We start from the raw sequence: 14,408 nt of genomic DNA, 5'->3' as shown, positions 1-14,408 counted from the left end.
CCGCCTGTCCCCTACAGCGCGAGCGCCTGCGCGACCCGTCGCACTTCGGATTTGCGCCCGGCGAGCAGCGCCGCGATCGGGGTGGTTCCCAGGCTGTCCTCCGCGGTGATCAGCCACTCGAGCGCCTCCTGGTCGGTGAATCCGGCGTCGGCGAGCACCATCGCGGTCCCGTGGATCTCGGGGAGCGGGGCGTCGTCGCGCAGGAAGGCGGCGGGCACCTTCAGCACGCCGTCGATGCGCGTGGCGAGCAGGTGTCGCTCGTCGATCAACTTGCGGATGCGGCTCGGGCTCTCGCCCAGGCGCTCGACGAGGTCGGGAACGGTCAGCCAGTCGGTCTCTGCGGCGTCGGTCACGGGTCAAGCCTGCCATGGGGTGCGGGCGCACGGTAGCCGACGACGCGCCGGAACCTCGCATCGGATGACTCGCGGCGAGGGTCGTTGACTCGGCCGGGGGCGCGTGCGACGGTGGCCTCGATCCGGGGGGATCGTTCAGGGGGAACGCATGTACGACGCAGAGGCGGTCGGAGGCGGATCGCGACCGGAACGTCGGGGCAGTGTCCTCCGACGGCTGCTGGCGGTGCCGACCGCCATCATCGGCACGGTCGCGCTCGCGCTCGGCTCGGCCGCCCCCGCTGAAGCCGACACGACCCAGGCGCCCAAGCGGCAGCCGAAGCCGAAGGCCACGGCGCGCACCGCGGCACCCGCGGCCTCGCCCGCCCAGGCGGGTGCGACGCCGATCGCGCCGACCGAGTACGTCGTCGCGGCGGGCGACACCGTGAGCGGCATCGCGGAGCGCTACGGCATCCCGACCGCGGAGGTGCTCGCCCGCAACGGGCTCGGCTGGTCGACGCTGATCTTCCCCGGCCAACGCCTCATCCTCGCCGCAGCGCCGGCCGAGCCCGCGAGCGCCCCCGCCCCGCCCGCGCCCGCGCCCGTCGAACTCGGAATCAGCCGCTACACCGTCGTCCGGGGCGACACCCTCATCGGCATCGCCGAGACGCACTCGGTGAGCCTGGAGGACCTGCTCAGCGTCAACGGACTGAGCCGGTCCAGCCTGATCTTCCCCGGTCAACCGCTGGTCCTCCCGGGCGCGCCGGCGGCCTCGGCGGAGGCGCCGCCCGTCCCGCCGACACCGGTCACGGACTCGGCGGCGCCGGTGGAGGTCGCGCTCGTCGCATCCGTCTCGATGCCGTTGACCCACGAGACGCGCGCGAACGCGCGCGTCATCGTCGACGTGGGACGGGCCGTCGGCGCGCCCGATCGCGCCATCGTCATCGCCCTCGCCGCAGCCGCACAGGAGTCGGGCCTGCGCAACCTGCACCACGGCGACCAGGACTCGCTCGGCCTGTTCCAGCAGCGACCGAGCCAGGGCTGGGGAACTCCGGAGCAGATCCTCGATCCCGTCCGGGCGGCGACCGCCTTCTACGGCGGCGAGGCGAACCCCAACCCGGGGCTCACGGCAGGGCTCCTCGACGTCCCCGGCTGGGAGTCGCTGAGCCTCACGCAGGCGGCGCAGGCCGTGCAGCGCAGCGCACACCCCGACCACTACGCGAAGTGGGAGCAGCAGGCCGCGGCCTGGCTCTCCGAACTCGGATGACCCTCGACCCGATGCGGGCGCGGCCCCCGCTCGCGCCCATGGCATCACGATGGCGTTTCGATTCGCGCCGCACGCGGTGTCTATCCAGCCCCGGACATATACCGCTTCGTACACTCGTCTGGTGACCACCGCGCCTGCCGACCCGATGATCGGCCGTCTCGTCGACGGCCGGTACCAGGTGCGCTCGCGCATCGCGCGCGGCGGCATGGCCACGGTCTACCTCGCGACCGACCTGCGTCTCGAGCGCCGGGTCGCGATCAAAATCATGCACGGCCACCTCGCGGACGACAACACGTTCAAGACGCGCTTCGTGCAGGAGGCGCGCAGCGCCGCCCGGCTCGCGCACCCCAACGTGGTGAACGTCTTCGACCAGGGCCAGGACGCCGACATGGCGTACCTCGTCATGGAGTACCTGCCCGGCATCACGCTGCGCGATCTCCTGAAGGACTACCGCAAGCTCACGCCGGAGCAGACCGTCGACATCATGGACGCCGTGCTCGCCGGGCTCGCCTCCGCGCACAAGGCCGGCATCGTGCACCGCGACCTCAAGCCCGAGAACGTGCTACTCGCCGACGACGGACGCATCAAGCTCGGCGACTTCGGGCTGGCGAGGGCGGCCTCGGCGAACACCGCGACCGGGCAGGCGCTCCTGGGCACGATCGCGTACCTGTCCCCCGAACTCGTGACCCGCGGCGTCGCCGACGCGCGCAGCGACATCTACGCCGTCGGCATCATGATGTACGAGATGCTGACCGGCGAGCAGCCGTACGTCGGCGAGGCGCCGATGCAGATCGCCTACCAGCACGCGAACGACTCGGTGCCGACGCCGAGCTCGAAGAGCCCGGCGGTCCCTGCGGAACTCGACGAACTGGTGCTCTGGGCGACGGCGCGCGCACCCGAGGAACGCCCCGTCGACGCCCGCGAGATGCTGGACCGGCTCCGCGAGGTCGAGCCGGAGGTGCGGGGCGCGGTGCCCGCGATCACCCAGGCGACGGCGGTGCTCACCGACGCGATGGCCGTGACCGGGGCGACGCGGGTGCTGGAGCCGGCCGGCGCGACGGCGCTCGCGACGCTTCCCGCAGTCGCTGAATCGGTCGACGACCCGGATGCCCCGGGCGAGGACACCGCGGCGCTCACCGCCTCCGCCGATCGACGCAAGCGCCGCGGATACTGGCTGTTCGCGCTCGTCCTCGTGCTGGCCGGACTCGCCGCCGGAACGGGTTGGTATTTCGGCCAGGGCCCCGGCGCACTCGCCACGGTTCCGGCGATCTCCGGGCTGGAGCCCGCCGCGGCCACCGAGGTGCTCGAGGAGGCGGGGTTCGAGGTCACGACCGAGCAGCGGAACGACCCGGTCGTGCCCGAGGGCCTGGTCGCCGGCAGCGATCCCGCCGAGGGCGCGGAAGCCCAGCGCGGCTCGACGGTGACGCTGCTCGTCTCGCTCGGACCGCAGATCCTCGACGTGCCGGATACGGTCGGGCTGCCGGAGGCCGAAGCGCGAGCACAACTCGTGGCGTTCACGGTCGCGACGGAACCGCAACGGCAGTTCTCCCCCGACGTCGAAGCCGGGATCGTCCTCGCGGTGCTCGACGCGGACGGCAATCCGATCCCGTCGCAGTACGCCGAGCTGGGCGCCGTCACGCTGGTCGTCTCGGCCGGTCCGGTGCCGGACGTCCGCGGGCTCGGCGTCACCGACGCGCAGGCGGCGCTCGCGGAGGTCGGACTCACGCTCAACGAGGTCGGGGCGGAGTTCGACAACTCCGGCGAATTCCCCGAGGGAACCGTGCTCAGCGCCACCACCACGACCGATCCGGTGCGGCCCGGCGACCCGGTCGACGTGGTCGTCTCGAAGGGACAGGACCTCGTCGCCGTGCCGAACGTCGTCGGGATGACGCTGGACAAGGCGATCGAGGCGCTGCACGCGGCGGAGTTCACCGTGGACCACTCGTTCCCCGAGCTCTTCTGGCCCGCCGTGAGCGTGACCGCCCAGGATCCCGCCGGGGGCGCCGAAGCCGTGCGCGGCAGCTCGGTCCGGCTTACCGGGACGCTCACCCTCTGATCGACGTGCCGTCGACGGAGTGACCGGCAGGCCATCGGACCGCCGTCGGCGACGGCAGGTCGCGTTCGGCGTACGCCGATGGCACGGACGTACGCGGAGGCATCCGGAGCGGTATCCGGATGCCCCCCACGACGGCTGATCGAAGTCGCGTGCTCAGCGCGACGCGAGCTCCTCGGCGACCAGGAATGCGAGCTCGAGCGACTGCATGTGATTGAGGCGCGGGTCGCAGAGCGACTCGTACCGGGTCGCCAGCGTCGCCTCGTCGATGTGCTCCGAGCCGCCGAGGCACTCGGTGACGTCGTCGCCCGTGAGCTCCACGTGGATGCCGCCCGGGTGCGTGCCCGCCGCGCGATGCGCCTCGAAGAATCCCTTGACCTCGTCCACGACGTCGTCGAACCGACGCGTCTTGTATCCGGTGGGCGTCGTGATGCCGTTGCCGTGCATCGGGTCGGTGACCCACAGCGGAGTCGCGTCGCTGCGCTTGACCGCCTCGAGCAGCGGCGGCAGTGCCTCGCGGATCTTTCCCGCGCCCATGCGCGTGATGAAGGTCAGGCGGCCCGGTTCGCGCTCGGGGTCGAGCTTCTCGATGAGCTCGAGCATGACCTCGGGCGTCGTGGTCGGGCCGAGCTTCACGCCGATCGGGTTGCGCACCCGCGAGAGGAAATCGACGTGGGCGCCGTCGAGTTCGCGCGTGCGCTCGCCGATCCAGACGAAGTGCGCCGAGGTGTTGTACGGCGTGCCCGTGCGCGAGTCGATGCGGGTCATCGGTCGCTCGTAGTCCATCAGCAGGCCCTCGTGCCCGGTGTAGAACTCGGTGCGCTTGAGCTCGTCGAAGTCCGCACCGCAGGCGTCCATGAACTTCACGGCACGATCGATCTCGCGGGCGAGCTTCTCGTACCGCGCGTTCGCCGGGTTGGCGGCGAAGCCCTGGTTCCACTGGTGCACCTGGCGGAGGTCGGCGAAACCGCCCTGCGTGAACGCGCGGATCAGGTTCAGCGTGGAGGCGGCCGTGTGGTAGCCCTGCACGAGTCGTCGCGGGTCGGCCGCTCGGGATTCCGGCGTGAAGTCGTAGCCGTTGACGATGTCGCCGCGGTACGCGGGCAGGGTGACGTCGCCGCGCGTCTCGGTGTCGCTCGACCGCGGCTTCGCGAACTGTCCCGCCATCCGGCCCATCTTGACGACCGGCATCGAGGCGCCGTACGTGAGCACGACCGCCATCTGGAGGACCGTCTTCACGCGATTGCGGATCTGATCCGCCGTGGCGCCGGCGAAGGTCTCGGCGCAGTCGCCGCCCTGCAGCAGGAACGCCTCGCCCCGAGCGGCTGCACCGAGCCGCGAGCGGAGCATGTCGACCTCACCCGCGAACACCAGCGGCGGGAGGGTGGCGAGCTCGGCCGACGCGGACTGGGCCGCGATGGGGTCGGGCCACTCCGGCTGCTGCTTGATCGGCAGTGTGCGCCAATAGTCGAGGCCCGCGATCACGGAGGGATCTGCGTTCACGATGGGCTCGACGAGCTGGGTCACTGGAATCGTCCTGGGGTTCGGGGCGCTGGCGCGCAGGGAATGGAGAAGGCGGCGCCGCCGTGCGGACACCGCTCGGACGAGCCTATCGCGACTGCGAGACGCGCTGTTCCTTCACCGAACTCGCATACACGTCGACGTATTCCTGCTCGCTGAGCAGGCGGAGTTCGCGGACGAGCTCATCCGTCACACTCCGCAACACGAACCGGTCGCCCTCGAGCCCCTCGAACCGGCTGAAGTCCATCGGCTCGCCGATGATGATGCCGATGCGACGGACCTTGGGCAGTCGCGTGCCGATCGGCATCACGTGCTCGGTGCCGATCATCGCGACGGGCACGACGGGAGCCCCGGATTCGAGCACCATGCGGGCGACACCCGTCCGGCCGCGGTAGAGCTTGCCATCGGGACTGCGCGTGCCCTCCGGGTAGATGCCGAGGATGCTGCCCTCGGCCAGCACCCGAAGCCCCGTGTTGAGCGACGCCTCGGACGCCTTTCCCCCTGAGCGGTCGATCGGCAGCTGGCCGGCGGACTGGAAGAACATCCGGGTCGCCCAGCCTTTGAGGCCCTTGCCCGTGAAGTACTCGCTCTTCGCCAGGAACACCACCGGGCGGTCCACGACGAGCGGCAGGAAGATCGAGTCGATGAACGACAGGTGGTTCGAGGCCAGGATGACCGGGCCGTTCGCGGGGATGTGCTGCAGGCCGACCACCCAGGGTCGGAAGATCGAGAGCAGGATCGGGCCGACGATGATGTGCTTCATCACCCAGTAGAACACCCGGCCTCCTTCCCGACGGACCGCCCCAGCCTACTCGCCCGGGGCTCAGGCGTGATCGGCGACCCAGACGCGTGCCAGGTCGGCGGCGCCGACGACGCCGGCGTCGTTCACGAGCTCGGCGATCACGAAGTCGGGTTCGGGGTGATACCCCCGCGCGGGGAGGTGCTCGAGGTAGGACTCGCGGATCGGGTCGAGCAGCAGTTCACCGGCGGCTGCGACGCCGCCGCCGAACACGAACCGCTGCGGGTCGAGCACGGCCGACAGGCTCGCGGATGCCTCGCCGAGCCATCGACCCAACTGGCGGAGCGCCGCGATCGCACCGGGGTCCTCCTGCGCGATGAGGTCGCCCACGAGCCCGCCGTCGAGCCTGCCGTGCTCGCTCCGGAGGCGCGCGAGATGCTGCCCGATGCCGCCGGCATCCGCGATCTCGTTCGCCATGCGCAGGAGCGCCCGGCCGGAGCCGTACATCTCGAGGCACCCGAACTGGCCGCATCCGCAGGCGATGCCGCCCGGCACCAGGCGGAGGTGACCGAGTTCCGCCCCGGCGCCGAATCCGCCGCGGAACAGGCGATCGCCCGCGACGATCGCTCCGCCGACGCCGGTGCCGACGGTGAGCATCACCATGTCGCTGACCATCCGCCCGGCGCCGAACCGGAACTCGGCCCATCCCGCGGCGTTCGCGTCGTTGTCGACGACGACCGTGCCTCCGGTGCGGGCTTCGAGCTTCTGGCGGAACGGTTCGTTGCGCCAGTCGATGTTCGGCGCATAGTAGACGGTGGACTGCGCGGCGTCGATGAATCCCGCCGCCGCGACGCCGACCGCCTCGATCGGCTCCTCCGCACGGAGGCCCTCGATCATCGCGACGACCGCGTCCTCCAACGCCCCCGTGTCGGTGGGCGTGGGCACGCGGTCGTGACGGACGATCTGCCCCTCGTCGTCGACGACCGCCCCCGCGATCTTGGTGCCGCCGATGTCGATGCCGATCGCGTGCGCCACGGGTGCCGCCTTCCGAGGTGGGGAGAGAGTCGAGGAGAAGCACCGCCGCCCGCGCGAACATGCCTTCCCGGCCGACGCCACGGAGCGGAGGAACGACTAGAGTGTAGCCAACCCCATGCCCTGGGCCGCACGGGCCCGAACCCCGTGGCGACCCATCCGGTGCCGAAGGAGCTACCGTGACCGAATTCATCACTCCGCCCCTCGTTCCCGCCGACCCGACGGCGAATACGACCGACCTCCTCGTGGAGCGGGTGAAGGCGACCCCGGACCGCGTGCTGTTCTCGCGGCCCACGACCGACGGCGGGTGGTCGCCGATCACGACCGCCGAGTTCCATGCCCAGGTCGTCGCACTCGCGAAGGGCCTCGTGGCCGCCGGCATCCAGCCGGGCGACAAGATCGGCCTGATGAGCAAGACGAGCTACGAGTGGACGCTCATCGACTTCGCGACCTGGTTCGCGGGCGCCGTCCTGGTCCCCGTCTACGAGACCAGCTCCCCCGCGCAGGTGCGGTGGAACCTGAGCGATTCGGGTGCCGTCGCGGTGATCCTCGAGACGCCCGATCACTTCGCACGCTTCGACGAGGTGCACCCCGAACTCCCGGCGATCCGGAACGTCTGGCAGATCGAGCTGGGCGATCTCGACAAGCTCGCGGCGAGCGGCGCGGAGGTGGCCGACGAGGAGATCGAACGACGCCGCAACCTCGCGAACGGCGACGACATCGCGACCCTCATCTACACGTCCGGTTCCACCGGGAAGCCCAAGGGCTGCGTCCTGACGCACTCGAACTTCGTCGAGCTCTCGCGGAACTCCGCGGTCGCGCTCCAGGAGGTCGTGGCCGACAGGAACGGGGCATCGACGCTCCTGTTCATCACCCTCGCGCACGTGTTCGCCCGGTTCATCTCGGTGCTCAGCGTGCACGCCGGCGTGCATGTCGGCCACCAGCCCGACACGAAGCAGCTCCTGCCCTCGCTCGGCAGCTTCAAGCCGACCTTCCTCCTCGCGGTGCCCCGCGTCTTCGAGAAGGTCTACAACGTCTCCGAGCAGAAGGCCGAGGCGGGCGGCAAGGGCAAGATCTTCCACAAGGCCGCCCAGACCGCGGTGGAATATTCGACCGCCCTCGAGGCCGGTCACGTGCCGCTCGGTCTCAAGCTCCGGTTCAAGCTGTTCGACACGCTGGTGTTCTCCAAGCTCCGTGCCGCGATGGGCGGCAACGTGAAGTACGCCGTGTCGGGGTCCGCGCCGCTCGGCCCGCGCCTCGGGCACTTCTACCACGCGCTCGGGATCACGATCCTCGAGGGCTACGGCCTCACCGAGACGACGGCGCCGGCGACGGTGAACCTCGCCACCAAGTCGAAGATCGGCACGGTCGGCCCCGCCCTCCCGGGCGTCGGGGTGCGCGTCGCCGAGGACGGCGAGATCCAGGTCAAGGGCGTCAACGTCTTCAAGGAGTACTGGAAGAACCCGGAGGCGACGGCCGACGCGTTCGAGGGCGATTGGTTCAAGACCGGTGACATCGGTGCGTTCGACGCGGACGGATTCCTCACGATCACGGGTCGCAAGAAGGAGATCATCGTGACGGCGGGCGGCAAGAACGTGGCCCCCGCCGCGCTCGAGGATCCGATCCGCGCCAACCCGGTGGTCGGCCAGGTCGTCGTCGTCGGCGACCAGAAGCCGTTCATCGGCGCGCTCGTGACGCTGGACACCGAGATGCTCCCCGTCTGGCTCAACAATGCGGGCGAGGACGCCGGCATGAGCCTGGAGGAGGCGGCGAAGCACCCGGTCGTGCTCGCCGAGGTGCAGCGGGCCATCGATGCCGCCAACGAGACGGTGTCCCGCGCGGAGTCGATCCGCAAGTTCACCGTGCTCGCCACCGAATGGACCGAGCAGAGCGGTCACCTGACGCCGAAGCTCAGCATCAAGCGCAACGTGATCCTCGAGGACTTCGCGGTCGAGGTCGAGGGCATGTACTCGGGTGCGCCGGCGACCGAGGGCCACTCCATCGTGAGCTGAACACTCCGCGGCCGCCGGATGCGGCCGCCGCGACGACGACGGCCCCGGGGAGCACCTCCCCGGGGCCGTCGTCGTTCGTCCGGACTCGCCGATTCAGAACCAGTCGGACTCCCGCACCTGACGCATCGCGACTCGGCGCTCTTCCTTCTCGAGGCGGTCGAGGTAGAGCAGTCCGTCGAGGTGGTCGACCTCGTGCTGGAGCGCCTGCGCGAGCACGCCGGTGCCCGAAACCTCGATCGCGTTGCCGTCGAGGTCGATGCCGCGGACGCGTGCGAACGGATGGCGGGGCGTCCGCGCCCACTGGTTCGGCACGGAGAGGCATCCCTCGTCGATCTTCTCGGCTTCGCCGCTCACCTCGACGATCTCGGGGTTGATCACGTAGCCGATCCGGCCGTCGACGTTGTAACTGAACACCCGCAGGTTGACGCCGATCTGCGGTGCCGCGACACCGGCCCTCCCGGGAATCCGCACGCTGTCCAGGAGGTCGGCGACGAGCGAACGAACGCCCTCGTCGATCTGGTCGACGGGGGCGGACACGCTCTTCAGGACGGGGTCGCCGAAGAGTCGGATGGGTCGTTCCGGCACGGATGCTCCAATCAGTGCCCGCGGTCCGCGGGCAGGCCCTCCACCACCTGCGCGGCGAGGTCTCTGGCCGCGTCGCGGGTGACCTGACGCAGCGCCTTCCAGTGCACCACCGAACCGGCGGCCAACTGCGGGTCGTAGGGGATGCGGACGATCTCACGCACACGGGAGGCGAAGTGCGCCTCGATCTCGTCGACCTTGACGAGGTGGGTTCCCTGGGTCGCGAGGTTGATGGCCACGACGGCATTGCGCACCAATTCGCCGAACCCGTTCGCCTCGAGCCAGGTCAACGTCTCGGAGGCCAGTCGGGCCTCGTCGACGCTGCCCCCGGAGACGATGACGATCGAGTCGGCCCGCTGCAGCGTCGCCCGCATCACGGAGTGCACGATGCCGGTGCCGCAGTCCGTCAGCACGATCGAGTAGTAGCGGGCGGCGAGTCCGGCGACGACGTTGTAGTCGTTGTCGTCGAACGCCTCCGACAGCAGCGGATCGGTGTCGGACGCCAGGATGTCGAGTCGAGTCTCGTCGCGCGAGACGAACGTCGAGAAGTCGGTGTACCCGCCGATCGACGAGGCCTTCGAGACCACATCGCGCACCGTCTCGCGGGTCTGCCGGTCGACCCGCTCGGCGAGGGTCCCGCGATCGGGATTCGCGTCGATCGCGATGATCCGGTCATCGCGGGCGTCGGCGAGTGCCATGCCGAGCAGGGTCGTGATCGTCGTCTTGCCGACGCCGCCCTTCCGGGTGAGGATCGGCACGAACCGCGCTCCACCGTCGAACCGCTTGCCGATCCGCTCGTTCATCGCCTTGTGCGCTCGGACCTTCGCGGAGTCGCCCAGGTTCACGACGTGGAACGTCGCGTGGTAGAGGAAACGGTTGAGCCCGCCCTGCGGAGCCGGCCGTGTCGCACGATTGAGGTCGATGAGCCGATCGGCGGTCAGCGATTCGCTCGGCTCGGGCGCCTCCGGCAACTGCGGCTGCACGGCCTCCTCGGCCACCGCGACCGACGTCGTCGACGCGTCGCGGGCGCTCCGATCACGGCGCTGGGCCGCGTCCGAGGCGAGCAGCGCGCTGTACGGCGACGCGTCGCGCCGACCGGCGCCGACATAGCTCCCGCCGCTGGCGACCACGTCGATCGAGCGCGTGGTCGGTCCGTTGGAGCCGGCGGCGCCGGGGTCGACCGAAACGTCGTCGATCGCGACGGCGGTCTCCTCGGCAGGAGCCTGGCGGCGCGGCGCCGGTGGCAGGTCCACCCGGATGTTCAAGCTGTCCGGGAGGCTCCCCGCGGCGTGCGCTCCCCCGCTCGGCGGCAGCGTGCCCCGTTCGGGTCGTCCCTCATCGTCGTGCTTGTCAACCACCGACACCCCTCCGATCAGCGTCGAACACTTGCCCCACCTTAGCGCGGGCGCACGACGACGAGCAGATCGCCCGCCTCGACCTGCTGCGTCTTCGGGATCGCGATGCGCTCCACGACGCCGGCGAGCGGCGACGTGATCGCGGCCTCCATCTTCATCGCCTCGATCGATGCGACGGCCTGACCGGCCTCGACCTCGGCACCCGGCTCGACCTGGAGCGTGACCACGCCCGAGAACGGTGCCGCGACGTGTCCGGGTTGCGAGGCATCGGCCTTCTCCGCCGACCGCGACTCGACGACGATGGATCGATCGCGCACGAACACGGGCCGCAACTGGCCGTTGAGGATGGTCATGACGGTGCGCATGCCCTTGTCGTCGGCCTCGCCGATCGCCTCGAGGCCCGCGTACAGCCGGACCCCGCGGTCGATCTCGATCACGTGCTCCGCGCCGGAGCGCAGTCCGTACAGGTAGTCGGCGGTGTCGACGACGGAGAGGTCGCCGAACAGCTCGCGGATCTGCTCGAACTGGCGGGTGGGCGCGGGGAACAGGAGGGTGTTCAGCATCGACCGGCGCGTCACGGCGTCGCCCTCGAGCGCTTCGCGCTGTTCGGGCGTGAGTTCGGCGACGCCGATCCGCACGTCCCGTCCGGCGAGGACCTTCGAGCGGAAGGGTTCGGGCCACCCGCCGGGGAGGTCGCCGAGTTCGCCGGCCATGAAGCCGATGACCGAGTCGGGCACGTCGTACTTCTCGGGGTTCGCCGCGAAGTCGGCGGGGTCGGCCTTGACGGCCGCCAGGTGCAGGGCGAGGTCGCCGACCACCTTCGAGGACGGCGTGACCTTCGGCACCCGGCCGAGGATGTCGTTCGCTGCCGCATAGAGGTCTTCGATGAGCTCGAAGTCATCGGCGAGGCCGAGAGCGATCGCCTGCTGACGCAGGTTCGACAACTGGCCGCCCGGGATCTCGTGGTGGTACACGCGTCCGGTCGGACCCGGAAGCCCGGACTCGAAGGGCCGGTACAGCCGGCGCACGGCCTCCCAGTACGGCTCGAGGTCGGAGACGGCCTGCAACGAGATGCCGGTGTCGCGGTCGGTGTGCGCGAGCGCCGCGACCAGCGCGGACGCCGACGGCTGGCTCGTCGTCCCCGACATCGGGGCGGACGCCACGTCGACCGCATCGACCCCCGCGCGGCTCGCCGCGAGCAGCGTGGCGAGCTGGCCGCCCGCCGTGTCATGCGTGTGCAGGTGCACCGGCACGTCGAAGCGCTCACGCAGCGCGCCCACGAGCTTCTCGGCTGCCGCCGGACGCAGGAGCCCCGCCATGTCCTTGATGGCGAGGACATGCGCGCCCGCACTCACGATCTTGTCCGCGAGGCGGAGGTAGTAGTCGAGCGTGTACAGGTCCTCCGAGGGATCGAGGAGATCCCCCGTGTAGCAGAGCGCGACCTCGGCGACGGCGGTGCCGGTCTCGAGGACCGATTCGATCGCCGGGCGCATCTGCGAGACGTCGTTCAGCGCATCGAAGATGCGGAAGATGTCGACGCCCGTCGCGGCCGCCTCGCGGACGAACGCATCGGTGACCTCGAGCGGGTACGGCGTGTACCCGACGGTGTTTCGACCGCGGAGCAGCATCTGGATGTTGATGTTCGGAAGCGCCTCCCGCAGCGCCGCCAGGCGCTCCCACGGGTCCTCGCCGAGGAACCGGAGCGCCACGTCGTACGTCGCGCCGCCCCAGGCCTCGACCGAGAGCAGCTGCGGCGTCAGCCGGGCCACGTGGGGGGCGACCGCGACGAGGTCCTTGGTGCGCACCCGGGTCGCGAGCAGCGACTGGTGCGCGTCGCGGAACGTCGTCTCCGTCACCGCGAGCGGCTTCTGCGCGCGCAACGCGGCGGCGAACCCGGCCGGCCCGAGTTCGAGGAGTCGCTGCCGCGAACCGGCCGGCGCAGGCGCCGAGAGGTCGATCACGGGAAGCTTCTCGACCGGGCTCACCGTCGTCGGGGCAGCTCCGTTCGGCTGGTTCACGGTGACGTCCGCGAGCCAGTTGAGGATCTTCGTGCCGCGGTCCTTCGACTGCCGACCGCGGAGCAGCTCGGGCCGCTCCTCGATGAACGAGGTGCTCAGGTCGCCCGCCACGAAGGATGCGTCGTCGAGCACGCCCTGCAGGAACGGGATGTTGGTCGAGACGCCGCGGATGCGGAACTCCGCGAGGGCGCGCCGTGCACGGGCGACCGCCGCCGGGTAGTCGCGACCGCGACAGGTCAGCTTCGCGAGCATCGAGTCGAAGTGCGGGCTGATCTGCGCGCCCGGGTTCACCGTTCCGCCGTCGAGCCGGATGCCGGCCCCGCCCGGCGAGCGGTACGTCGTGATCTTGCCCGTGTCGGGCCGGAACCCCGCGGTGGGGTCCTCGGTCGTGATGCGGCACTGCAACGCCGCACCCCGCAGCCGGATCTGGTCCTGGAGCAGGCCGAGGTCGGCGAGGGTCTCCCCCGCCGCGATGCGCATCTGCGACACCACGAGGTCGACGTCGGTGACCTCCTCGGTCACCGTGTGCTCGACCTGGATGCGCGGATTCATCTCGATGAACACGTGCTCGCCGGCGCGCTCGCCGGCCGTGTCGAGCAGGAACTCGACGGTTCCCGCGTTCACGTACCCGATCGAGCGCGCGAAGGCGATGGCGTCGCGGTAGAGCGACTGACGGATGTCATCGGAGAGGTTCGGCGCCGGCGCGATCTCGACGACCTTCTGGTGCCGCCGCTGCACCGAGCAGTCGCGCTCGAACAGGTGCACCGTCTCGCCGGTCGCGTCGGCGAGCACCTGCACCTCGATGTGCCTGGGCCGGAGCACGGCCTGCTCGAGGAACATGGTGGGATCGCCGAACGCGCTGTCGGCCTCGCGCATCGCCTCCTCGAGTGCGGGGCGCAGCTCCTCGAACGTGTTGACGCGGCGCATGCCGCGGCCGCCGCCGCCCGCTACCGCCTTCGCGAAGATCGGGAAGCCGATCTCGTCGGCTCCGGCGAGCAGCTCCTCGATGTCGCGCGACGGCGGCGTCGACTTCAGGACCGGGACGCCTGCGGCGATCGCATGCTCCTTCGCGGTGACCTTGTTGCCCGCCATCTCGAGCACACGCTTCGGCGGACCGATGAACGCGATGCCCGCCTCGGCGGCCGCCTGGGCGAGTTCGGGGTTCTCGGAGAGGAAGCCGTACCCCGGGTAGATCGCGTCGGCGCCCGATTCCTTCGCGACGCGGATGATCTCGGACACGTCGAGGTAGGCGCGGACGGGATGCCCGGGTTCGCCGATCTGGTAGGCCTCGTCGGCCTTGAGCCGGTGCAGGGAGTTGCGGTCTTCGAAGGGATACACCGCCACGGTCTTCGCGCCGACCTCGACGGCCGCCCGGAATGCGCGGATGGCGATCTCACCGCGGTTGGCAACCAGGATCTTCGTGAACATGCAGTCCTTTCGACACGCGTCGTCGCACAGCCAACGTTTAGCTTTCGTCCGAGGACTAAAGGTAACGTATCT

The 14,408-nt window shown here is 70.4% G+C and carries 10 protein-coding genes; 3 read left to right on the top strand and 7 right to left on the bottom strand.

Annotated features, from left to right (window positions below; genetic code table 11):
* Positions 1-11: 11 nt before the first annotated feature.
* Positions 12-353, bottom strand: coding sequence for an Rv2175c family DNA-binding protein (locus ELQ40_RS08240; protein WP_127793249.1), 342 nt, complete (start codon positions 351-353; stop codon positions 12-14).
* A gap of 148 nt (positions 354-501) precedes the next feature.
* Here ELQ40_RS08240 and ELQ40_RS08235 point away from each other — a divergent pair, with 148 nt between their 5' ends.
* On the top strand, positions 502-1,596 hold the full coding sequence (locus tag ELQ40_RS08235) for a LysM domain-containing protein (RefSeq protein WP_127793248.1): 1,095 nt from the start codon (positions 502-504) through the stop codon (positions 1,594-1,596).
* Between the two features lie 121 nt (positions 1,597-1,717).
* A complete protein-coding gene (gene pknB, locus ELQ40_RS08230; RefSeq protein WP_127793247.1) occupies positions 1,718-3,652 on the top strand; it encodes a Stk1 family PASTA domain-containing Ser/Thr kinase in 1,935 nt (644 codons plus the stop codon).
* A 153-nt stretch (positions 3,653-3,805) separates the two neighbouring features.
* Here pknB and ELQ40_RS08225 read toward each other — a convergent pair whose 3' ends face one another.
* The 3 genes from ELQ40_RS08225 to ELQ40_RS08215 form a co-directional block, all read right to left on the bottom strand.
* A complete protein-coding gene (locus ELQ40_RS08225) occupies positions 3,806-5,134 on the bottom strand; it encodes a class II 3-deoxy-7-phosphoheptulonate synthase (RefSeq protein ID WP_127795211.1) in 1,329 nt (442 codons plus the stop codon).
* A 124-nt stretch (positions 5,135-5,258) separates the two neighbouring features.
* Positions 5,259-5,948 (bottom strand): 1-acyl-sn-glycerol-3-phosphate acyltransferase, encoded by a 690-nt coding sequence (locus ELQ40_RS08220; protein WP_127793246.1) that lies wholly within the window; start codon positions 5,946-5,948, stop codon positions 5,259-5,261.
* A gap of 45 nt (positions 5,949-5,993) precedes the next feature.
* Positions 5,994-6,944, bottom strand: coding sequence for an ROK family glucokinase (locus ELQ40_RS08215; RefSeq protein ID WP_127793245.1), 951 nt, complete (start codon positions 6,942-6,944; stop codon positions 5,994-5,996).
* 176 nt (positions 6,945-7,120) lie between these two features.
* On the opposite strand from ELQ40_RS08215, the gene ELQ40_RS08210 reads away from it, so the two are divergent.
* The gene (locus tag ELQ40_RS08210) at positions 7,121-8,953 is read left to right on the top strand and encodes a long-chain fatty acid--CoA ligase (protein WP_127793244.1); all 1,833 of its coding nucleotides are present in this window, start codon (positions 7,121-7,123) and stop codon (positions 8,951-8,953) included.
* Positions 8,954-9,046: 93 nt separating this feature from the next.
* Here ELQ40_RS08210 and def read toward each other — a convergent pair whose 3' ends face one another.
* The 3 genes from def to ELQ40_RS08195 are packed head-to-tail and all read right to left on the bottom strand — an operon-like array spanning position 9,047 to position 14,336.
* Positions 9,047-9,538, bottom strand: coding sequence for a peptide deformylase (gene def / locus ELQ40_RS08205; RefSeq protein ID WP_127793243.1), 492 nt, complete (start codon positions 9,536-9,538; stop codon positions 9,047-9,049).
* 11 nt (positions 9,539-9,549) lie between these two features.
* Entirely contained in the window at positions 9,550-10,893 is a 1,344-nt protein-coding gene (locus ELQ40_RS08200; RefSeq protein WP_127793242.1) for a MinD/ParA family protein, read from the bottom strand.
* 38 nt (positions 10,894-10,931) lie between these two features.
* A complete protein-coding gene (locus tag ELQ40_RS08195) occupies positions 10,932-14,336 on the bottom strand; it encodes a pyruvate carboxylase (protein WP_127793241.1) in 3,405 nt (1,134 codons plus the stop codon).
* Positions 14,337-14,408: the final 72 nt, after the last annotated feature.

Source organism: Agromyces sp. LHK192 (genome assembly GCF_004006235.1).
Lineage (GTDB): Bacteria > Actinomycetota > Actinomycetes > Actinomycetales > Microbacteriaceae > Agromyces.
This window is presented reverse-complemented; position numbering and strand designations above follow the sequence as displayed.